This is a genomic window from Streptomyces antnestii (assembly GCF_004005495.1).
Taxonomy (GTDB): Bacteria; Actinomycetota; Actinomycetes; order Streptomycetales; family Streptomycetaceae; genus Streptomyces; species Streptomyces antnestii.
The window spans coordinates 74270-94629 of the sequence record NZ_RZYA01000010.1 but is presented as its reverse complement, the minus strand read 5'-3'; the positions used below and the strand labels follow the sequence as shown (position 1 = coordinate 94629).

The window sequence follows — 20360 nt, the reverse complement described above, 5'->3', positions numbered from 1 at the left end:
ACGGGGGACCAGGGCGCCGGGGACCGGAGTGCGGGGGATCCGCTCCGGGACGATCCGTCCCGGGACGGGGTGTCTCTGGGGAAGCCGGATTTGTCCGCGCCGTGGCCCCCGCCTGCGGAGACGACGGTTTCGCCGTCACAGGGGGAGACGCTGCTGGACGTACCGGGCCCTGTGGTTCAGGGGGAGGCCCTGGCGGACACGCCTGTGCCGCCGGTGCAGGATCAGTCGCCCGCCGGCGCGCAGGCCCCGCACACCGCCGCTACCCAGGCCGCCCCCACTCGGGGCGAGGCCCCCGCGAACCCGTTCGCCCCGCCCTCCCCGCCCGCCGAGCAGTACAACCCGTTCGCCCCGCCGTCCCCCGCCACCACCGGCACACCCGGCCCCTGGTCACCGCAGCCGCAGCCGCAGCCACAGCCGCAGCAGTGGCAAGCCCCCGGGCAAGGGCAGGCCCCCTCGCCGGGTGCCCCCTACGGTTGGGCGCCGCAGGCCAACCCCTTCGCGCCGCCCGGTGAGCCCGTGCCCCCGCCGCCCGTCTCGCCCGACGGGCCCGGGCAGCTGGACCACGGCTACCCGGCCGCCCCGTACGGCTATGGCCGGCACGCCGCGACCGGCCCGGGCGGTATGCCCTACGGCGGCCCCGGCTACGGCTGGCCGGGGATGCCGGCGGCGCCAAGCAACGGCATGGGCGTCGCCGCCCTCACCCTCGGGATCATCTCGGCCGTGGGCTTCGTCCTGTGGCCGATAGCGATCGTGGTCGGGATCCTCGCCATCATCTTCGGCGGCATCGGCCGGGCCCGGGCCACCAAGGGCGGGGCGACGAACGGCGGCCAGGCCCTGGCCGGCCTGATCTGCGGCATCGGCGGACTGATCCTCGCCGTGCTCATGATGGCCTTCGTCATCTCCCAGGCGAGCTCCGCCGGCGACAGCAACAGCCACGACGGCAGCGGCTACTCCGCGGCGGCGTAAGGAAGCCGGTGCCGGCCGGGGGACCGGGGCGCCCGGCCCCCTGCGCCTACGCCCGCCCCGGCCCCCGCAGCCGCTCCCGCGCCTCCATCAGCGCGAACCCCAGCAGATTGGGCCCGCGCCACCGTCTCGGATCGTCGGCGCCCGCCGCGTCCGCCGCGAGGCCGATGCCCCACACCCGGTCGAGCGGGCTGGCCTCGACCAGCACGCGGGTGCCCGTCCCGAGCAGGAACGCCCGCAGATCCGGGTGCGCCGCGAACTTGTGCACGCTGCCCTCGACGACGATCCCGTACCGCTCGCGCGCCCAGACGTCCTCGTCGAAACCGCGCACGATCCGCCCCGCCTTCTTGGCCTGCGAGGGATGGGCCGCCCCGACGGCGATGCGCTCGGCGTCCACGTCCCCGAACAGCCGGGCCTTCGAGGCCATCATCCAGTGCTCGGCCGTCGCGTACTCGACACCGTCCACCGTGAACGGCGCGGGCCACCACTGGCTGAGGCAACTCGCCCCCAGCGTGCCGTCCGCCCGTGGCGCGTGCCCCCAGAAGTGCAGGTACTTGACCCGTACACCCGCTTCCACCGCTCTGACCAGCGCGTCCTGGTCGCGCGGCCGACCGGGTTCCGTCACCTCGTCGATCTTCCCCATGCACGCGAGTCTGGCAGGCACCACTGACACTCCGTCCCTGGTTTTTCTGGGCGACTCGACACCTGGTCGACAGATTCCGTCGCGTAACCAAAAGGCAACAACGGAATCACTTGTTGCAGTACATCGCCTCTGTCAGGATCGGCACTCAAATCGAGCTGGAGCTACGCCGGTCACCCGTGGGACGGGTCGCCGACGGAGGAGAGCGATAATGCACAACCCTGGCAACAGCACCCGCTTCCAGGCCCAGGACCGGTTCGCCGAAGGCGCCCAGTACATCGCGGGCCGCCTCACCAAGGGCACGTCCGGTCGCACCCACGCAGTCGTCGATCCGGCCACCGGCCAGGACGTCTACACCTACGAGCTCGCCGGCACCCAGGACGTCGACGCCGCCGTGGCCGCGGCCCGCGAGGCCTTCCCCGGCTGGGCCGGCGCGACCCCGGGCGAGCGCTCCGACGCGATGCACCGCTTCGCGGGCGTCCTGGCCGAGCGCGCCGAGGAGCTCGCGCAGGCCGAGTCCCTCCAGTGCGGCAAGCCGCTCAAGCTGAGCCGCGAGTTCGACGTCCCCGGGACCGTCGACAACACCGCGTTCTTCGCGGGCGCGGCCCGTCACCTCCAGGGCCAGTCCGCAGGCGAGTACAGCGCGGACCACACCTCGTACGTGCGACGCGAGCCGATCGGTGTGGTCGGCTCCATCGCCCCCTGGAACTACCCGCTCCAGATGGCCGCCTGGAAGGTCCTGCCGGCGATCGCGGCCGGAAACACCATCGTTCTCAAGCCCGCCGAGCTCACCCCGCTCACCTCCCTCCTGTTCGCGCAGGCCGCGACCGAGGCGGGCATCCCCGACGGTGTCGTCAATATCGTCACGGGCGCGGGCCGGGACGCGGGGGAGCACCTGGTCGGGCACCCCGACGTCGCCATGACCTCCTTCACCGGGTCGACGGGTGTCGGCAAGCGCGTCGCCGAGATCGCCACCTCCACCGTGAAGCGGCTCCACCTGGAGCTCGGCGGCAAGGCGCCGTTCGTCGTGTTCGACGACGCCGACCTGGAGGCCGCCGTGCACGGCGCGGTCGCGGGGGCGCTCATCAACACGGGCCAGGACTGCACGGCCGCCACGCGCGCGTACGTCCAGCGCCCGCTGTACGACGCCTTCGTGCAGGGCGTCGCGGACCTCATGGCGAGCCTCCGGGTCGGCGACCCGTTCGCGCCGGACACCGACCTCGGCCCGCTGATCTCGCACGCCCAGCGCGACCGCGTCGCCGCCTTCGTCGACCGGGCCCGCTCCTACGCGCGCGTGGTCACCGGCGGCGTCATCCCGCAGGGTGACCTGAAGGCGGGCGCGTACTACCGTCCGACGCTCGTCGCGGACGCCGCCCAGGACAGCGAGATTGTCCAGGCCGAGATCTTCGGCCCGGTGCTCGTCGTGCTGCCCTTCGACAGCGACGACGAGGGCATCCGCCTCGCCAACGACACCCCCTACGGCCTGGCCGCCTCGGCCTGGACCAGGGACGTGTTCCGGGCGAACCGCGCCACCCGCGACATCAAGGCGGGCTGCGTCTGGGTCAACGACCACATCCCGATCCTCAGCGAGATGCCGCACGGCGGCTACAAGGCGTCCGGCTTCGGCAAGGACATGTCTGCCTACTCCTTCGAGGAGTACACGCAGATCAAGCACGTCATGTTCGACAACACCGCGGTCGCCAGGAAGCCCTGGCACCGCACGATCTTCGGGGACTGATACCTAGCCGGCGGCCGCCCCCGACGAGGGGCGGCCATCTCCCTCCCGAAAGGGCACCCACGCGCATGGAGCAGTACGAGCCCGACAGCCTCTCCCCGGCACAACTCGCCGCCATGCGGCGCAGTCTCAGCAACGGCAGGGCGGCCCTCAGCCGCCGTTCCCTGCTACGCGCGTCCACGGGCGGCGCGCTCGCCGTCGGCGGCTTCGGGACCCTGAGCGCCTGCGGCATTCCCGCGGCGAGCCAGGGCCAGGGCGGCGTCTCGTCCGAGGACCACTCGGCCAAGGAGAAGGTGATCAACTTCTCCAACTGGACCGAGTACATCGACCTCAGCGCCGATGAGAAGCACCGGCCCACCCTGGACGCGTTCACGAAGCGCACCGGGATCCGGGTCAACTACACCGAGGACGTCAACGACAACGTCGAGTTCTTCGGCAAGATCAAGCCGCAGCTCGCGGCGGGCCAGGACACCGGCCGCGACGTCATGGTCCTCACCGACTGGCTGGCCGCCCGGCTGATCCGTTTCGGCTGGGTCCAGAAGCTCGACCCGGCCAACCTGCCCCACGCGTACGCGAACCTGTCCTCCCAGTTCCGCAGCCCCGACTGGGACCCGGGCCGCGCCTACTCGTACCCGTGGCAGGGCATCGCCGTCGTCATCGCGTACAACACCAAGGCCACGAACGGGCGGGAGATCACCTCGGTCTCGCAGCTCCTCGACGACCCCAAGCTCAAGGGCCGGGTCGGGCTGCTGTCCGAGATGCGCGACACCGTCGGCATGGTGATGCTCGACATGGGCAAGGACCCGGGCACCTTCACGGCCGACGACTTCGACGCGGCGATAGCCCGGATGCAGAAGGCCGTCGACAAGAAGCAGATCCGCCGCTTCACCGGCAACGACTACATCTCCGACCTGAGCAAGGGCGACCTCGCGGCCTGTCTCGCCTGGTCGGGCGACATCGTGCAGCTCCAGGTGGACAACCCGGACGTCAAGTTCCACATCCCCGACTCCGGTTACCTGGCCGGCACGGACGTCATGCTGATCCCCAACAAGGCCCGGCACAAGACGAACGCCGAGAAGCTCATCGACTACTACTACGAGCCTCCGGTCGCCGCCCAGCTGGCCGCCTGGATCAATTACGTCTCGCCGGTCGAGGGCGTGAAGGCCGAACTCGCCAAGATCGACAAGAAGATCGCGAACGACCCGCTGATCGTTCCCGACAAGGCCATGAGTGCCAAGGCGCACCTCTTCCGCTCGCTCAGCTCCAAGGAAGACAAGGCGTTCGAGGAGAAGTTCGCCCAGCTGACCGGCGCGTGAGACGCCTGGCTGCGTGAGAACCCCGGCCGCGTACGAACCGCGGCCGCGTGAGCACCGCAGCACCGAGCCCCCCAGACCCCACGACTCCCTGGACTGCACCATGACGACAGACCACGGCGGCGACGTCCGCCTCACCGGGATCAGCAAGACCTACGGCTCCTTCACGGCCGTCCAGCCGCTGGACCTCACCGTCCCCGAGGGCTCCTTCTTCGCTCTCCTCGGCGCCTCGGGCTGCGGCAAGACCACAACTCTGCGCATGATCGCGGGACTTGAGGAGCCCAGCTCCGGCACGGTCATGCTCGGCGACCAGGACGTCACCGCGCTGCCCCCCTACAAGCGCCCGGTGAACACCGTCTTCCAGTCGTACGCGCTCTTCCCGCACCTCGACATCTTCGAGAATGTCGCCTTCGGCCTGCGCCGCCGCGGCGTCAAGTCCGTGAAGAAGCAGGTCGGCGAGATGCTCGACCTGGTCCAGCTCGGTGAGCAGGCCCGCAAGAAGCCGCACCAGCTCTCCGGCGGCCAGCAGCAGCGCGTCGCCGTGGCCCGCGCCCTGATCAACCACCCCAAGGTGCTGCTCCTCGACGAGCCGCTCGGCGCCCTCGACCTCAAGCTGCGCCGCCAGATGCAGCTCGAACTCAAGCGCATCCAGACCGAGGTGGGCATCACGTTCATCCACGTCACCCACGACCAGGAGGAGGCCATGACCATGGCCGACACGGTCGCGGTGATGAACGCGGGCCGCGTCGAACAGCTGGGCGCGCCGGCCGACCTCTACGAGAACCCGGCCTCCACCTTCGTCGCCAACTTCCTCGGCACGTCCAACTTCATCGAGGCCGAGGTCGCGGGCCGCAGCGGCGACGACCTCACCCTGAAGGCCGGCGGCGGCAAGCTCGTCCTGCCCGTCTCCCGCTGTACGGCATCGGCCGCGACGGGCGAGAAGGTCCTCGTGGGCATCCGCCCCGAGAAGATCTCCCTCACCCACGCCGACGACGCGGGCACGATCCCCGACGGCCGCAACCGCATCACCGGCCGCGTCGCCGACAGCAGCTTCATCGGCGTCTCCACGCAGTACGTCATCGAGAGCCCGCTCTGCGACGCCTTCGAGGTCTACGCCCAGAACATCGAGCGCGACAGCCGGCTCGCCCCCGGGGCCGAGGTCGTCCTGCACTGGAACCCCGCGCACACCTTCGGCCTCGACGCCGCCCAGGACATCGAGGCGGGCGCCGCGAAGGTCGAGGAGGACGCAGCCGCATGACGACGACCGTCACCGAAGAACCCGCGGCGCCACCGGTCGCCAAGACCGCCCGCCCGCCCCGTAAGCGCGGCCGCCTCGTCCCCTACTGGCTGCTCCTGCCGGGACTGCTCTGGCTGGTCGTCTTCTTCGCCCTGCCGATGGTCTACCAGGCGTCGACGTCGATCCAGACGGGCTCCCTGGAGGACGGCTTCAAGGTCACCTGGCACTTCGCGACCTACTGGCAGGCGCTCGCCGACTACTGGCCGCAGTTCCTGCGCTCGGTGCTGTACGCGGGCGCCGCCACGATCCTGTGCCTGGCGCTCGGCTATCCGCTCGCCTACCTCATCGCGTTCCGCGCGGGCCGCTGGCGCAACCTCGTCCTCATCCTCGTCATCGCGCCGTTCTTCACCAGCTTCCTGATCCGCACGCTGGCCTGGAAGACGATCCTGTCCGACGGCGGCCCGGTCGTCAGCGCCCTGAACGCGCTGCACGTCCTCGACGTCACGAGCTGGCTCGGCATGACCGACGGCAACCGCGTCCTCGCGACCCCGCTCGCCGTGATCTGCGGACTCACGTACAACTTCCTGCCGTTCATGATCCTGCCGCTCTACACCTCCCTCGAGCGCATCGACGGCCGGCTGCACGAGGCGGCGGGCGACCTGTACGCCACCCCCGCCACCACCTTCCGCAAGGTGACGTTCCCGCTCTCCATGCCGGGTGTCGTCTCCGGCACGCTGCTCACCTTCATCCCCGCCGCCGGCGACTACGTCAACGCGGACCTGCTCGGCTCCACCGACACCCGCATGGTCGGCAACGTCATCCAGACGCAGTTCCTGCGCATCCTGGACTACCCGACCGCGGCGGCGCTCTCGTTCATCCTGATGGCCGCGATCCTGATCATGGTCACCGTCTATATCCGCCGGTCCGGAACGGAGGACTTGGTCTGATGCCCTTCGTACGCTGGCTGCGCCGCAATCTCGTCGTCATCGCGGGTCTCGTCACCCTCGGCTATCTGCTCCTGCCCAACGTCGTCGTGACGGTGTTCTCCTTCAACAAGCCGAAGGGACGCTTCAACTACGAGTGGCAGGCGTTCTCGCTCGACGCCTGGAAGAACCCCTGCGGCGTCGCCGACATGTGCGGCTCGCTGTCGCTGAGCCTCCAGATCGCGCTGTGGGCGACGATCGGCGCCACGGTCCTCGGCACGATGATCGCCTTCGCCCTCGTGCGCTACCGCTTCCGGGCCCGCGGCGCCGTGAACTCGCTGATCTTCCTGCCGATGGCGATGCCCGAGGTCGTCATGGCCGCCTCGCTGCTCACGCTCTTCCTCAACATGGGCGCGCAGCTGGGCTTCTGGACGATTCTCATCGCTCACATCATGTTCTGCCTCAGCTTCGTCGTGACGGCGGTCAAGGCGCGCGTCATGTCGATGGATCCGCGCCTCGAACAGGCCGCCCAGGACCTCTACGCCGGTCCCGTCCAGACCTTCGTACGGGTCACGCTGCCGATCGCCGCCCCCGGCATCGCGGCGGGCGCGCTGCTCGCCTTCGCGCTCTCCTTCGACGACTTCATCATCACCAACTTCAACGCGGGCTCGACCGTGACCTTCCCCATGTTCGTCTGGGGCTCGGCGCAGCGCGGCACGCCCGTGCAGATCAACGTCATCGGCACGACGATGTTCATCGTCGCCGTGCTCTTCGTCCTTGCCGCGATGCTGCTCGGCAAGCGGAAGAACAAGGCAGTCTGACAAGTACAAGGCAGTCTGAGGGAGTTGAAATCATGGCCGCACGCGCCATGAACCGTAATGCCGACTGGATCAAGTCGCTGGCGGACGCCAAGCCGGGGTCGTACTGGCTGGACGACCCCGGCAGGCCCGAGGCCCGGCCGGCGCTCACCGGCGACGAGCGGTGCGACCTGCTCGTCGTCGGCGGGGGCTACAGCGGCCTGTGGACCGCGCTCCTCGCCAAGGAGCGCGACCCCGGCCGCGACGTGGTCCTGCTCGAGGGGCAGGAGGTGGGCTGGGCGGCGTCCGGCCGCAACGGAGGCTTCTGCGCCGCATCCCTCACCCACGGCACCGCGAACGGACTGGCCCGCTGGCCCGGCGAGATCGCGAAGCTGGAGGAGCTCGGCGCCCGGAACCTCGACGCGATCGAGGAGGCCGTCGCCCGCTACTCCATCGACTGCGACTTCGAGCGCACCGGCGAACTGGACGTGGCGACCGAGCCCCACCAGGTCGCCGAACTCCGGGAATTCCACGAGGAGTTGACGGAGGCCGGGCTCGCGGACGGCACCGAACTCCTCGACGCCGAAGCCATCCGCGAGCAGGTCGACTCACCCACCTTCCTGGGCGCCCTGTACGACCGGCGCGGGGTCGCGATGCTGCACCCCGCCAAGCTCGCCTGGGGCCTCAAGCAGGCCTGCCTGGACGCGGGTGTGCGCGTCTACGAGCACACCCCCGGGCTCGACCTGTCCTCGTCGGGCTCCGGGACGGCCGTCCGCACCCCGTACGGCCGCGTCTTCGCCGAGGCCGTCGCGCTCGGCACGAACGTCTTCCCGTCCCTGGTCAAGCGCGTGCGCTCGTACACCGTCCCGGTCTACGACTACGCGCTGATGACAGAGCCGCTGACCGACGAGCAGCTGGCGTCCATCGGCTGGAAGAACCGCCAGGGCATCGGCGACTCGGCCAACCAGTTCCACTACTTCCGGCTGTCCGCGGACAACCGCATCCTGTGGGGCGGCTACGACGCGATCTATCCCTATGGCGGCCGGGTGCGCGCCGAGTACGACCACCGGCCCGAGACGTACGCGAAGCTCGCCGGGCACTTCTTCACCTGCTTCCCGCAGCTGGAAGGGGTGCGCTTCAGCCACGCCTGGGGCGGGGCCATCGACACCTGCTCCCGCTTCTCCGCGTTCTTCGGCACGGCCCACAAGGGCCGCGTCGCGTACGCCGCCGGGTACACCGGACTCGGCGTCGGCGCGACCCGCTTCGGCGCGGACGTCATGCTCGACCTGCTCTCCGGCGAGCGCACGGAACGTACCGAGCTCGAGATGGTCCGCACGAAGCCGCTGCCGTTCCCGCCCGAGCCGTTCGCGTACACCGGGATCACGCTCACCAAGTGGTCCCTGGCGCGCGCCGACGACAACGGCGGGCGGCGCAACCTGTGGCTGAAGGCCATGGACAAGGCGGGCCTCGGCTTCGACAGCTGATCCCGTCAGGGAGGCCCGCCCGTAATTGGTGGGCACAACCCGCGTAATGATCGCTTCCCGGCCTCCTCTCCCTGGTGACACGCACCGACTTTCAGCGGCGCGTACCAGGAAGAGGAGGTCCCGCCATGACTGGCTCGGGGGCGAAGTCGGCGGTCGAGTGGCTGGCGTCCGTGACACCTGATCCTGATGCCTGCCGCTGGGAATGGGAGCGCAATCCCCTCGGGGTCGCGCTCCTGCCCGCGGGCAGGCTCTGGGACGTACTGATCCTCCCCGGCGAGCTGGGGTATCCGACGCTCGACGTGCTCACCCGCGTCATCGACCGGCCGGGCCCCGTGCTCGCCGACTTCGGTGACGCCCGGATGGGCTTCTTCGTGCCGGCGGGCACGGCCACGCGCTGGCTCGGTACAGGAGTGCGGGGCGCGGGCCGCGGCACCTGGATCGTCGTGCCCTATCCGGGGCGCGGCGCCGGCGGGGTCCGCTGGCTGATCCCGCCCGACGGCTCGGGCACCCTCACTGATCCGACCGTGCTGGAACTGGCGATGCACGAGGCGGCGGCGCAGCTCGCCCGGGACGACACACCGCGGTAGGTGCCGCGGGCCGGGTCAGTCCCGCGGGGCCCGGCCCGCCCACGCCGCGCACATCGCGCACATCGCGTACAGGAGGACCACCGAAAGGCACCAGGCACCGACGACGTCCAGCGGCCAGTGATAGCCGCGCCGCACCAGACCGAGGCCGACGCCGGCGTTCACGATGATGTAGCCGATGGTGAGTTCCCGACGCGCGTAGGCGCCGCGCACGTACGGCAGCAGGAGGAGCAGACAGGCCCCGTACGCGACCGCCGCCGTCGTCGTGTGTCCGGACGGGTAGTAGCCGGTACTGGGGCCCATCGCGGCCGGGCCCGTCCGGGCGATGACCTTCTTGAGGGGGACGACCAGCGCCGGGACGGCGGTCATGGTGAGCGCGGCGACAAGGGGCCGCAGCCACCACTGGGGCAGGCCGTCGCGGTGGCCGCGCCAGGCGGTGTGGGCGAGGGCGACGGCGAGGACCGGGAGCGCGACGTCGACGCTGCCGAGGTCGGAGAGGAGCTGCGCCACCCCACCCGGCAGATTTCCGCTGCTCATCGCGTTGCCGAGGCGTTCGTCCACGCGGAGCAATGGTCCGCCGACGGAGATCTGCCAGGCGATGAAGAGGAAGAGCAGGGCGCTCACCACGGCGGCCCAGTGATGAAAAACGGTCGGCCGCCCCGGAACAGGGGGGGTAGTTCCGAGGCGGCCGACCTGATCGGCTCGCCGCACGCCCCGGGGGGTTTGGGGCGGGCGGCCATCCGATCGGTGAGGAGTTCCGGAGCCGGAAGCTCCGGGCTTGTGCGCGAGGGCACGACCAGGGCGGGGCTGGGGAGGCTCCGACCCGGTTTCGCCCACAGTCCCCTGTGGGCGGGGTGTTTCTCTCATCTGCAGAAACCGTACGGCAGGGTGTGGACGTCTGACAGTCGGAACGGTAACCCGTCATGGGCCCCGCACACGTTCTTCACACGCCCTGACCGTTACCTGAAGTCACGCAAGCGATCAGACACCCGCGAAGGCGGTCTCGATGATGTCGAGGCCCTCGTTGAGGAGGTCGTCACCGATGACCAGCGGGGGCAGGAAGCGCAGCACGTTGCCGTAGGTGCCGCAGGTGAGGACCAGCAGGCCTTCCTGGTGGCAGGCCTTGGCGAGCGCGGCGGCGGCCTCCGGGTGCGGCTCCTTGGTGGCGCGGTCCTTGACCAGCTCGATGGCGATCATCGCGCCACGGCCACGGATGTCGCCGATGATGTCGAACTTCTCGGCCATGGTGCCCAGGCGGGCCTTCATGATGGCCTCGATGTTCTTCGCCTTGGCGTTGAGGTCGAGCTCCTTCATGGTCTCGATGGAGCCGAGCGCACCGGCGCAGGCCACCGGGTTACCGCCGTAGGTGCCGCCCAGGCCGCCCGCGTGCGCGGCGTCCATGATCTCGGCGCGGCCCGTCACGGCGGCGAGCGGGAGACCGCCCGCGATGCCCTTGGCGGTCGTGATCAGGTCGGGGACGATGCCCTCGTCCTCACAGGCGAACCACTGGCCGGTGCGGCAGAAGCCGGACTGGATCTCGTCCGCGACGAAGACGATGCCGTTGTCCGCGGCGAACTTGCGGATCGCGGGCAGGAAGCCCTTCGCCGGCTCGATGAAGCCGCCCTCGCCGAGGACCGGCTCGATGATGATCGCGGCGACGTTGTCGGCGCCGATCTGCTTGGTGATCTGGTCGATCGCCTGGGCCGAGGCCTCGGCGCCGGCGTTCTCGGCACCGGTCAGCCAGCGGTAGCCGTAGGCCACCGGCACGCGGTAGACCTCGGGCGCGAACGGACCGAAGCCGTTCTTGTACGGCATGTTCTTGCTGGTCAGCGCCATCGTCAGGTTCGTACGGCCGTGGTAGCCGTGGTCGAAGACGACGACGGCCTGGCGCTTGGTGTACGCGCGGGCGATCTTGACGGCGTTCTCGACGGCCTCGGCGCCCGAGTTGAACAGCGCGGACTTCTTGGCGTGGTCACCCGGCGTGAGCTCGGCCAGCGCCTCGGCGACGGCCACGTAGCCCTCGTACGGCGTGACCATGAAACAGGTGTGCGTGAAGTCCTGCAGCTGGGCGGACGCGCGGCGCACGACGGCCTCGGCGGAGGCGCCGACGGAGGTCACGGCGATGCCGGAACCGAAGTCGATGAGGCGGTTGCCGTCGACGTCCTCGATGATGCCGCCGCCCGCGCGGGCGGTGAAGACCGGAAGCGTGGAGCCCACGCCGGCCGCGACCACGGCGGTACGTCGGGCCTGCAGCTCCTGCGACTTCGGACCGGGGATGGCGGTGACGACGCGGCGCTCCTGCGGGACTGCGCTCATGCGGGGCTCCTGGGGGTGTTTCGGTTGCTTTCTTCGCAGGTTAGGGGCGAGGGGCGGGGTGGAGCATGCTCCATCGGGGCGCGGTTCGCGCCGCGCGTTGTCCGTCGTGGACATAGGCCCGCGCGAGGCGGTTCGCACCGGGTCCGGGCGCGTAACCGGTGAACTCCCCAGTCAGGGGCACTAGATTGGCCCGCGGACACAAGGACCGGCAGGTCAGGGGGCAAGGGCCATGGACACCGACGGCACGCACGGCGCCGGCGACACGCACGACGCTCGTGGCACACACGCCACACCGGTGCCGCGCCCGGCGGGGCCGCCGACGCCACCGGCCGGACCGCCCTCGTCCGCGTCCGGGACGCCGAACGGGGGAACAGGCCCCGGCGCACCTGTCCGCTCCGGCACGGCTGCCCGCCTCGGCGCACCCGCTCGCCCCGCCGCCCCGCCGCCCCGCCCCGCACACGCACCCGGCGCCCCCGGGGCGTCCGCCGGAGGCGCCGGCCGTGCCGCCTCCGTCGCCGAGTGGCTGGCCGCCCCCCGCCCCGAGGCGGCGCCGGGCATCTGGCGCCTCGGCCACCGGCCGCCGGAGCCCGAGCCGGACGTCGAGGCCGCCCGGCGCAGGCGCGTGCTCGGCCTCGTCGTCTCGACCCTGCTCGGCCTGGTGTTCTGGTCGATGTGGCGGCACGGCACCGTCCCGTACCAGTGGGCCCTGCTGAAGCTGTTCACCCCGGGCGACTGGTGGTGGGGCGGCAGTAGCCAGCCCAAGCAGTGGCAGGGCTCCGACGCCCTCGTCGTCTACGACGGTGTGGTCTTCGCCGCCCTCGTCTACACGGTCGGCAGGCTCGGCTCCTGGCCCGAGAGCATCCGGCACTTCGTGGTGCGCCGCCGGCAGCCGTCCCGTGCCCTGCTCGCCTCGCTCGGCGCCGTCGCCGCCCTCGTCTTCGTCTGGCCGGGCGCCCTCGGGCTCGACTGGCGGCCGCTGCCCGTCGTCGGCCCCGTCCTTTCCCTGGTCGCCCTCGTCGCGGGCGGCTACGAGGTGTTCGCCTCCCCGGTCGTCACCGACGTCATCTACACCGCGATCACGCTCGCCGTGCTGTGGCCCTTCGCCCGTGCGGGCGGTTGGTGGGCGGCGCTGCGTGCCGGCCGCGGCCCGGCGCCCGACCGTCCGTCCCGCGAGCCCGCCGCCGCGCCCCCGCCCGCCGGGACGACCGGCCGCGCGCACTGGCCCGCCCTGCGCGCCGCGGGCCAGGACGAGGCCGCCGACCTGCTCTCCGCCGAACTGCTCGGCGGGCGTATGAACGACGTCGACTGCGCCCGGGTCAGCCATGTCTGGCAGACCGTCACCGGACCGGCCGGCCGCGCCTCGTTCGCCGAAACCGTCGCCCGGCACGGCGCCGCGGCCTGGGCCCACCCCTCCGGACGGCGCGACCTGCCGGTCCGCACCGCCACCCACGACCTGCTCGTCGGCCAGTTCAGGATCGGCCGGTACGCCGAGGACAAGCGCAACCCGTATCCGGTCCGCGGCGCCCACGCCGCCCTCGACCCTTCCCTGCTCGGCACGTCTCTGCTCGCCGTCGGCCCTTCCGGATCCGGCAAGACCGGCCGCCTGATGCGCCCCGTCGTCGAGGCGCTCACCCTGCAGTCGCTGACCGGGCAGGCAGCGGTCGTCGCCGTGTGCGCGGCCGGCACGGACCTCGGGCCCGACGCCGCGTACGACGTCGTGATCAGGCCGGGCGACCCGGCCTCCGCGTACGACCTGGACCTGTACGCGGGCTGCGCCGACCCGGACGAGGCGGCCGCCTTCCTCGCCGAGGGCCTGATCGGTGACCTCGAAGCCGTCGACACCCGGCGCGGGGCCACCGCCCTCGCCCAACTTCTCGGCCCCTACCGCAGCGTGCACGGATGTTTCCCGTCCGTCCCCGTGCTGCGCGAACTGCTCGAGGGCGAGCCGGCCGCCGTCGACGCACTCAGGGAGCGGCTGGAAGCGGCGGAAGGACAGGCGGCCATGCGCCGCGAACTCGATGCCAGAACACGGCAGACCGGCACCGCGGGGGACCCCGGTCCGGCGCTCGCCGACCGGCTTGCCGTGCTCGACCGACCGGCCTTCGCCGACTTCTTCGACACCGGCGGCGAGGGGCGCGCCTTCTCGCTGCGGGCGGTCGCCCATCATCCGGTCAGCGTCCGCGTCGACCTGCCCGAGCAGGGCCACGAGGAGGCGTCGCGGCTCCTGGCCCGACTGCTGCTCGCCCAGTTCTCGTACGTCGCGCGCGGCGGTTCTCGTACGCACTTCGCCTGTCTCGTCCTCGACGACGCCGCACGCACCCTCAGCGCCGAGAGCGTGCGCGCCGTGCAGCGGCTGCGGTCCCTGAACGCGGGCGTCGTCCTCGGCCTGCGGACGATCGGCGAGGTGCCGGAGGCGCTGCAGGGGCCGCTGTACGCGGCGGCCGGCTGCCGGATGGCGTTCGCGGGCGTCACCACGTGGGACGGGCGGCGGTTCGCCGAGGCGTGGGGGACCGAGTGGGTGGAGACCACCGAGGTCGCCCAGCACACCGTGTTCGCCGCCCAGCCGATGACCCGCGCCCTGCACGCGCTGCGCAAGTTCGTCACGGGGAAGGCCGTCACGACGGACGCCGTCACCGTCCGCCAGGTCGAACGCGAGCGCTGGTCCGCCTCGGAACTGGCGCACGGCGTACCGCCCGGCCACGCCGTCCTGTCCCTGACGACGGTCCGGGGTGAGCACGCGCCGCCGCTCCTGGTGGACCTGCGCGACTGAGCGCGAGGCTCCATACGGTGAGGCAGAATTGGCACAGGATGTTCATACGCGCCGTCCAAAAGCCGCCCGCGATCTCCCAGCTCACCTGAAGGCCTCATGCCGCCCACGCTCGCCTCCCTCGTCCACCACTCCGCGCTCAAACTGACCGTGCGCGCCGGGGAGGAGCGCCTGGACACCGCCGTGCGCTGGGCCCACGTCAGCGAGCTCGCCGACCCCGTGCCGTACATGGAGGGCGGCGAGCTGCTCCTGATCACCGCGCTCAAACTGGACGCGGAGGACCCGGCCGCGATGCGCCGCTATGTGAAGAGGCTCGCGGGCGCCGGGGTCGTCGGACTCGGCTTCGCCATCGGCGTCAACTACGAGGAGATCCCGCAAGCCCTCGTCGACGCCGCCCGCGACGAAGGGTTCCCGCTCCTCGAAGTGCCCCGCCGCACCCCCTTCATCGCCATCAGCAAGGCCGTCTCCGCCGCCATCGCCGCCGACCAGTACCGCGCCGTCACCGCCGGGTTCGCCGCCCAGCGCGAGCTGACCAAGCAGGCGCTGAACGAAGGCCCCGAGGGGCTGCTCGGCGCACTCGCCGGACAGATCGCCGGCTGGGCCGCGCTGTACGACGCCTCGGGCGCCGTCGTCGCGGCCGCGCCCGAGTGGGCCGGGCGCCGCGCCGCCCGGCTCGTCGCCGACGTCGAGCGGCTGCGCGAGCGGCCCGCCCCGGCCAGCGCCGTCGTGGGCGGGGGCGGGGGCGACCAGCAGGGCGACGGCGACGAGGACCGTGTCGAACTGCACTCGCTCGGTACCGGGCGCAGGCCGCGCGCCGCCCTCGCCGTGGGCACCGCGTCCGCCCTCGGCACGGCCGAGCGTTACGCGCTCCACTCCGCCATCGCCCTGCTCACCCTCACCACCGAGCGCTCCCGTTCGCTGCAGGCCGCCGAGCAGCGCATCGGCGCCGCGGTCCTGCGGATGCTCCTCGCGGGCGAGCCCGAGCACGCCAGGACCGTCGCCGGAGACCTTTACGGCGGGTTGCTCGACGCGCCGTTCCGGGTGATCGTCGCCGAGGTCGCCTCCGCGTCGGCGGGCCGCGCGCACGCCGAGGGGCACGCGCGCGTGGCGCCCGAGAAGCCGGAGCGGCCCGCCGCGAGCAGCGGGACGGCGGCCGCCCCGGCGTCCGGCGGCGACCCGCTCACCGGGCTCGCCGACGTCGTGGACGCGGCGGCGGCCCGCTCCGGTGAGGCCGTCCTCGTGGTGCCCGACGGGGAGCGCCTCGTCCTGCTCGCCGCCGACGGCGGCGCGGCGACGGACGCCTGCACCCAGTACGCCGACGTCCTGGAGACCGCCCGCCTGACCCAGCGCGAACAGGGCGGCGGGAGCGAGGACGACGAACTCGTCGTGGGTCTGTCCGCCCCGGCAGGGCCGATCGCCGCCGCCACCGCGTACAAGCAGGCCGAGCAGGCGCTTTCGGTGGCCAGGCGGCGCGGGCGCGCCCTCGTCGAGCACGAGGAGGTCGCCGCGGGCTCCGTCGTGCCGCTGCTCGCCGACGACGCCGTACGCGCCTTCGCCGACGGCCTCCTGCGCGCCCTCAAGGACCACGACGCGACCGGCCGCGGTGACCTGGTGGCGTCGCTGCGGGCCTGGCTCTCCCGGCACGGCCAGTGGGACGCGGCCGCCGCCGACCTCGGCGTCCACCGGCACACGCTGCGGTACCGGATGCGCCGGGTCGAGGAGATCCTCGGCCGCTCCCTGGACGACCCAGACGTCCGCATGGAGCTGTGGCTGGCCCTGAAGGCGACGAGCGCGAGCGGGGAGTAGACACCCCGCCCCGACCCCGCCCCTGCCAAAGCGGCGCGCCGCCCGGCCGGACTCCGCCACCCCGGACAAACACGTACGCGCCCCCGCCCGCCTACCGTTGGTCCGGAAAGACCTCAGTACACACCCACTGCGGAAGGGCCGGGACCGACTATGACCGCCACTCACGCCTTCTGGCTCGCGGGCCGCGAGGCCACCGGCGACGTCACCTTCGACGTCACCAACTCCTACGACGGTCGGCTGGTCGGCAAGGTCAGCGTGCCCACCGAGGCCCAGGTCGAGGAGGCCGTCGCCGCCGCGCACGCCGTCGTCGACGAGTTCGCCGCGACCCCGTCGCACGTACGGGCCACGGCCCTGAACCACGTCGCCGACCGGCTCGCCGAGCGCACCGAGGAGATCGCCCAGCTGATCTCCGCCGAGAACGGCAAGCCCATCAAGTGGGCCCGCGGCGAGGTCGGCCGCGCCGTCTCCGTCTTCCGCTTCGCCGCCGAGGAGGCCCGCCGCTGGAACGCCGGCGAGGCCCAGCGCCTGGACACCGAGGCCGGCGGCGTGGGCCGGCTCGCCCTGACCCGCCGCATCCCCAAGGGCGTCGTCCTCGGCATCGCGCCGTTCAACTTCCCGCTGAACCTCAGCGCCCACAAGGTCGCCCCGGCCATCGCCGTCGGCGCCCCGATCATCCTCAAGCCGGCCCCGTCGACGCCGATCTCCTCCCTGATCCTGGGCGAGATCCTGGCCGAGACCGACCTGCCGGCCGGCTCCTGGTCGATCCTGACCGTGCCGAACGACCGCATGCCCGCCCTCGTCCAGGACGAGCGCCTCCCGGTCATCTCCTTCACCGGCTCCGACAAGGTCGGCTACGCCATCCAGGAGTCGGTGCCGCACAAGCACTGCACCCTGGAGCTCGGCGGCAACGCCGCGGCCGTCGTCCTGCCCGACTGGTCCTCCGAGGCCGACCTGGACTGGGCGGCGACCCGCATCGCCACCTTCTCCAACTACCAGGGCGGCCAGTCCTGCATCTCCGTGCAGCGCGTGATCGCCGACGCGTCGGTCTACGACCGTCTCGTGCCGAAGATCGTCGCCGCCGTGGAGGCCCAGGTCACCGGTGACCCGGCCGACGCCGGCACCGACGTCGGCCCGCTGGTCGACGAGAACGCCGCCAAGCGCGTCGAGTCCTGGGTCGACGAGGCCGTCGCCGCCGGAGCCACGCTCCTCGCCGGTGGCAAGCGCGAGGGCGCCACCTACGCCCCGACCGTCCTCACCGACCTCCCGGCCGGCGTCACCCTGGCCCGCGCCGAGGTCTTCGGCCCGGTCCTGACCATCGCCAAGGTCGACGGCGAGGCCGAGGCCTTCGCCGCGGTCAACGACTCGGACTTCGGCCTCCAGGCGGGTGTCTTCACCCACGACCTGCAGACCGCCTTCCGCGCCCACCGCGCCCTGGAGGTCGGCGGCGTGATCGTCGGCGACGTCCCGTCCTACCGCGCCGACCAGATGCCGTACGGCGGCGCCAAGCGCTCCGGCGTGGGCCGCGAGGGCGTCAAGTTCGCGATGGACGACTACACCTACGAGCGCGTGCTCGTCCTGACGGGCCTGGCCCTGTAAGCACGACCACCAAGACACCGGCGTACGCCTGATCCGTACGCCGGCCCAGAACGGCCGGAGCCCACTGTGCGGGGGCTCCGGCCGTTCGTGTGTCCGGGGTCCCCCGGATGCGGGCGCACCCGACCCGATCGGTGCGCGAGGGGTGGCCGGGTTGCCGGTTTTCGGGTACATACGACCGAGTAGCACCGATCGGTAACCGATGGCGCACGGACCCCTACTCGCGACGAGGTGAGCCCTCATGGCGGCCACGACTCCCCAGCAGCCCTCCGTATCCGAACGCGAGGCCCGGCAGGTCGCCGAGGCCGCGCGCGAACAGGACTGGCGCAAGCCGAGCTTCGCCAAGGAGCTGTTCCTCGGCCGCTTCCGGCTGGACCTGATCCACCCCCACCCGATGCCCGCGGACGAGGACGTGCGCCGCGGCGAGGCGTTCCTCGCCAAGCTGCGCGACTTCTGCGAGACGCGGATCGACGGGGCCCGCATCGAGCGCGAGTCGAAGATCCCCGACGAGGTGATCAACGGGCTCAAGGAGCTCGGCGCGCTCGGCATGAAGATCGACACCAAGTACGGCGGCCTCGGCCTCACGCAGGTCTACTACAACAAGGCCCTCGCCCTGGTCGGCTCCGTGAACCCCGCGCTCGGCGCGCTCCTGTCGGCCCACCAGTCCATCGGCGTACCGCAGCCGCTGAAGATCTTCGGCACGCAGGAGCAGAAGGACACGTTCCTGCCGCGCTGCGCCCGCACCGACATCACGGCGTTCCTGCTGACCGAGCCCGACGTCGGCTCCGACCCGGCCCGCCTCGCCACGACCGCCGTGCCCGACGGGGACTCGTACGTCCTCGACGGCGTGAAGCTGTGGACGACGAACGGCGTCGTCGCCGACCTGCTCGTCGTGATGGCGCGTGTGCCGAAGGGGGAGGGGCGCAAGGGCGGCATCACCGCGTTCGTCGTCGAGGCGGACTCCGAGGGCATCACCGTCGAGAACCGCAACGCGTTCATGGGCCTGCGCGGCCTCGAGAACGGCGTCACCCGCTTCCACCAGGTCCGCGTCCCGGCCGCCAACCGCATCGGACCCGAGGGCGCGGGCCTCAAGATCGCCCTCACCACCCTCAACACGGGACGGCTCTCCCTGCCCGCGATGTGCGTCGGCGCGGGCAAGTGGTGCCTGAAGATCGCCCGCGAATGGTCGGCCGCCCGCGAACAGTGGGGCAAGCCCGTCGCGTTCCACGAGGCGGTCGGCCAGAAGATCTCGTTCATCGCCGCCACGACCTTCGCGCTCGAAGCCGTCGTCGACCTGTCCTCACAGATGGCCGACGAGAACCGCAACGACATCCGCATCGAGGCCGCCCTCGCCAAGCTCTACGGCTCCGAGATGGGCTGCCTGATGGCCGACGAGCTGGTCCAGATCCGCGGCGGCCGCGGCTTCGAGACCGCCGAGTCCCTCGCCGCCCGCGGCGAACGCGCCGTCCCCGCCGAGCAGTTGCTCCGCGACCTGCGCATCAACCGCATCTTCGAGGGCTCGACGGAGATCATGCACCTCCTCATCGCCCGCGAGGCAGTCGACGCGCACCTCTCCGTCGCCGGCGACCTCATCGACCCCGACAAGTCCCTGTCCGACAAGGCGAAAGCGGGCGCCAAGGCAGGCGGCTTCTACGCGCGCTGGCTGCCCAAACTCGTCGCGGGCCCCGGCCAACTCCCCACCTCGTACAGCGAGTTCCACCCCGAGGGGCACGCGGACCTGTCCGGCCATCTGCGCTTCGTGGAACGCTCCGCCCGCAAGCTGGCCCGCTCGACCTTCTACGCCATGTCCCGCTGGCAGGGAAAGATGGAGACCAAGCAGGGCTTCCTCGGCCGGATCGTCGACATCGGCGCCGAACTCTTCGCGATGAGCGCGGCCTGCGTACGGGCCGAGCACCTGCGCGCCACCGGCGAACACGGCCGCGAGGCCTACCGGCTCGCCGACGCGTTCTGCCGCCAGTCCCGCATCCGCGTCGACGAACTCTTCGGCCGCCTGTGGACCAACACCGACGACCTCGACCGCGCCGTCACCAAGGGCGTGCTCGGCGGCACGTACACCTGGCTGGAAGAGGGCGTCATCGACCCGAGCGGCGAAGGACCGTGGATCGCGGACGCGACCCCCGGACCCTCGCAGCGCAAGAACGTCCACCGCCCCATCCGCTGAGCCCTGCCCCGGGGCCTGCG

At 71.8% G+C, this 20360-nt stretch carries 15 protein-coding genes; 12 read left to right on the top strand and 3 right to left on the bottom strand.

Annotated features, from left to right (window positions below):
- The first annotated feature begins 213 nt into the window (after positions 1-213).
- Positions 214-966 (top strand): DUF4190 domain-containing protein, encoded by a 753-nt coding sequence (locus tag EOT10_RS42065; RefSeq protein WP_223281128.1) that lies wholly within the window; start codon positions 214-216, stop codon positions 964-966.
- A 46-nt stretch (positions 967-1012) separates the two neighbouring features.
- Here the strand turns inward: EOT10_RS42065 and ybiA are convergent, their stop codons facing one another.
- Positions 1013-1606: a riboflavin biosynthesis intermediates N-glycosidase gene (gene ybiA / locus EOT10_RS21500; RefSeq protein WP_189491899.1), complete on the bottom strand. Its 594-nt coding sequence runs from the start codon at positions 1604-1606 to the stop codon at positions 1013-1015.
- 208 nt (positions 1607-1814) lie between these two features.
- Here ybiA and EOT10_RS21495 point away from each other — a divergent pair, with 208 nt between their 5' ends.
- The 7 genes from EOT10_RS21495 (at position 1815) to EOT10_RS21465 (ending at position 9679) form a co-directional block, all read left to right on the top strand.
- Positions 1815-3341 carry a gamma-aminobutyraldehyde dehydrogenase gene (locus tag EOT10_RS21495; RefSeq protein ID WP_127829910.1) on the top strand — a complete coding sequence of 509 codons (1527 nt, stop codon included), beginning with the start codon at positions 1815-1817 and terminating at the stop codon, positions 3339-3341.
- A gap of 65 nt (positions 3342-3406) precedes the next feature.
- On the top strand, positions 3407-4654 hold the full coding sequence (locus tag EOT10_RS21490) for a polyamine ABC transporter substrate-binding protein (RefSeq protein ID WP_127829909.1): 1248 nt from the start codon (positions 3407-3409) through the stop codon (positions 4652-4654).
- A 100-nt stretch (positions 4655-4754) separates the two neighbouring features.
- Positions 4755-5909, top strand: a complete 1155-nt coding sequence (locus EOT10_RS21485; RefSeq protein ID WP_127829908.1) for an ABC transporter ATP-binding protein — start codon at positions 4755-4757, stop codon at positions 5907-5909.
- Complete coding sequence (locus EOT10_RS21480; protein WP_127829907.1) at positions 5906-6835, top strand: ABC transporter permease; 930 nt, start codon at positions 5906-5908, stop codon at positions 6833-6835. Before EOT10_RS21485 ends, EOT10_RS21480 begins: the two co-directional genes overlap by 4 nt.
- Positions 6835-7632, top strand: a complete 798-nt coding sequence (locus EOT10_RS21475; protein ID WP_127829906.1) for an ABC transporter permease — start codon at positions 6835-6837, stop codon at positions 7630-7632. Before EOT10_RS21480 ends, EOT10_RS21475 begins: the two co-directional genes overlap by 1 nt.
- Positions 7633-7664: 32 nt before the next feature.
- Positions 7665-9092: an NAD(P)/FAD-dependent oxidoreductase gene (locus tag EOT10_RS21470; protein WP_127829905.1), complete on the top strand. Its 1428-nt coding sequence runs from the start codon at positions 7665-7667 to the stop codon at positions 9090-9092.
- A gap of 125 nt (positions 9093-9217) precedes the next feature.
- Positions 9218-9679, top strand: coding sequence for a hypothetical protein (locus tag EOT10_RS21465; protein ID WP_127829904.1), 462 nt, complete (start codon positions 9218-9220; stop codon positions 9677-9679).
- A gap of 15 nt (positions 9680-9694) precedes the next feature.
- Here EOT10_RS21465 and EOT10_RS21460 read toward each other — a convergent pair whose 3' ends face one another.
- Together EOT10_RS21460 and gabT are read right to left on the bottom strand one after the other, a co-directional pair.
- Positions 9695-10300, bottom strand: a complete 606-nt coding sequence (locus EOT10_RS21460) for a phosphatase PAP2 family protein (RefSeq protein ID WP_223281127.1) — start codon at positions 10298-10300, stop codon at positions 9695-9697.
- A 357-nt stretch (positions 10301-10657) separates the two neighbouring features.
- Positions 10658-11992 carry a 4-aminobutyrate--2-oxoglutarate transaminase gene (gene gabT, locus EOT10_RS21455; protein WP_127829902.1) on the bottom strand — a complete coding sequence of 445 codons (1335 nt, stop codon included), beginning with the start codon at positions 11990-11992 and terminating at the stop codon, positions 10658-10660.
- Between the two features lie 229 nt (positions 11993-12221).
- Here gabT and EOT10_RS21450 point away from each other — a divergent pair, with 229 nt between their 5' ends.
- The 4 genes from EOT10_RS21450 (at position 12222) to EOT10_RS21435 (ending at position 20340) form a co-directional block, all read left to right on the top strand.
- Complete coding sequence (locus EOT10_RS21450) at positions 12222-14762, top strand: ATP/GTP-binding protein (protein WP_127829901.1); 2541 nt, start codon at positions 12222-12224, stop codon at positions 14760-14762.
- A 96-nt stretch (positions 14763-14858) separates the two neighbouring features.
- The gene (locus EOT10_RS21445) at positions 14859-16565 is read left to right on the top strand and encodes a PucR family transcriptional regulator (RefSeq protein WP_127829900.1); all 1707 of its coding nucleotides are present in this window, start codon (positions 14859-14861) and stop codon (positions 16563-16565) included.
- A 150-nt stretch (positions 16566-16715) separates the two neighbouring features.
- Positions 16716-18161: an aldehyde dehydrogenase family protein gene (locus EOT10_RS21440; RefSeq protein ID WP_127829899.1), complete on the top strand. Its 1446-nt coding sequence runs from the start codon at positions 16716-16718 to the stop codon at positions 18159-18161.
- Between the two features lie 238 nt (positions 18162-18399).
- Complete coding sequence (locus EOT10_RS21435; RefSeq protein ID WP_127829898.1) at positions 18400-20340, top strand: acyl-CoA dehydrogenase family protein; 1941 nt, start codon at positions 18400-18402, stop codon at positions 20338-20340.
- Positions 20341-20360 lie beyond the last annotated feature (20 nt).

Excerpts from the sequence above, each read along its gene's own strand:
- ybiA (WP_189491899.1), bottom strand. The coding sequence starts at position 1,606 with ATGGGGAAGATCGACGAGGTGACGGAACCCGGTCGGCCGCGCGACCAG.
- EOT10_RS21495 (WP_127829910.1), top strand. The coding sequence starts at position 1,815 with ATGCACAACCCTGGCAACAGCACCCGCTTCCAGGCCCAGGACCGGTTC.
- EOT10_RS21490 (WP_127829909.1), top strand. The coding sequence starts at position 3,407 with ATGGAGCAGTACGAGCCCGACAGCCTCTCCCCGGCACAACTCGCCGCC.
- EOT10_RS21485 (WP_127829908.1), top strand. The coding sequence starts at position 4,755 with ATGACGACAGACCACGGCGGCGACGTCCGCCTCACCGGGATCAGCAAG.
- EOT10_RS21480 (WP_127829907.1), top strand. The coding sequence starts at position 5,906 with ATGACGACGACCGTCACCGAAGAACCCGCGGCGCCACCGGTCGCCAAG.
- EOT10_RS21475 (WP_127829906.1), top strand. The coding sequence starts at position 6,835 with ATGCCCTTCGTACGCTGGCTGCGCCGCAATCTCGTCGTCATCGCGGGT.
- EOT10_RS21470 (WP_127829905.1), top strand. The coding sequence starts at position 7,665 with ATGGCCGCACGCGCCATGAACCGTAATGCCGACTGGATCAAGTCGCTG.
- EOT10_RS21465 (WP_127829904.1), top strand. The coding sequence starts at position 9,218 with ATGACTGGCTCGGGGGCGAAGTCGGCGGTCGAGTGGCTGGCGTCCGTG.
- gabT (WP_127829902.1), bottom strand. The coding sequence starts at position 11,992 with ATGAGCGCAGTCCCGCAGGAGCGCCGCGTCGTCACCGCCATCCCCGGT.
- EOT10_RS21450 (WP_127829901.1), top strand. The coding sequence starts at position 12,222 with ATGGACACCGACGGCACGCACGGCGCCGGCGACACGCACGACGCTCGT.
- EOT10_RS21445 (WP_127829900.1), top strand. The coding sequence starts at position 14,859 with ATGCCGCCCACGCTCGCCTCCCTCGTCCACCACTCCGCGCTCAAACTG.
- EOT10_RS21440 (WP_127829899.1), top strand. The coding sequence starts at position 16,716 with ATGACCGCCACTCACGCCTTCTGGCTCGCGGGCCGCGAGGCCACCGGC.
- EOT10_RS21435 (WP_127829898.1), top strand. The coding sequence starts at position 18,400 with ATGGCGGCCACGACTCCCCAGCAGCCCTCCGTATCCGAACGCGAGGCC.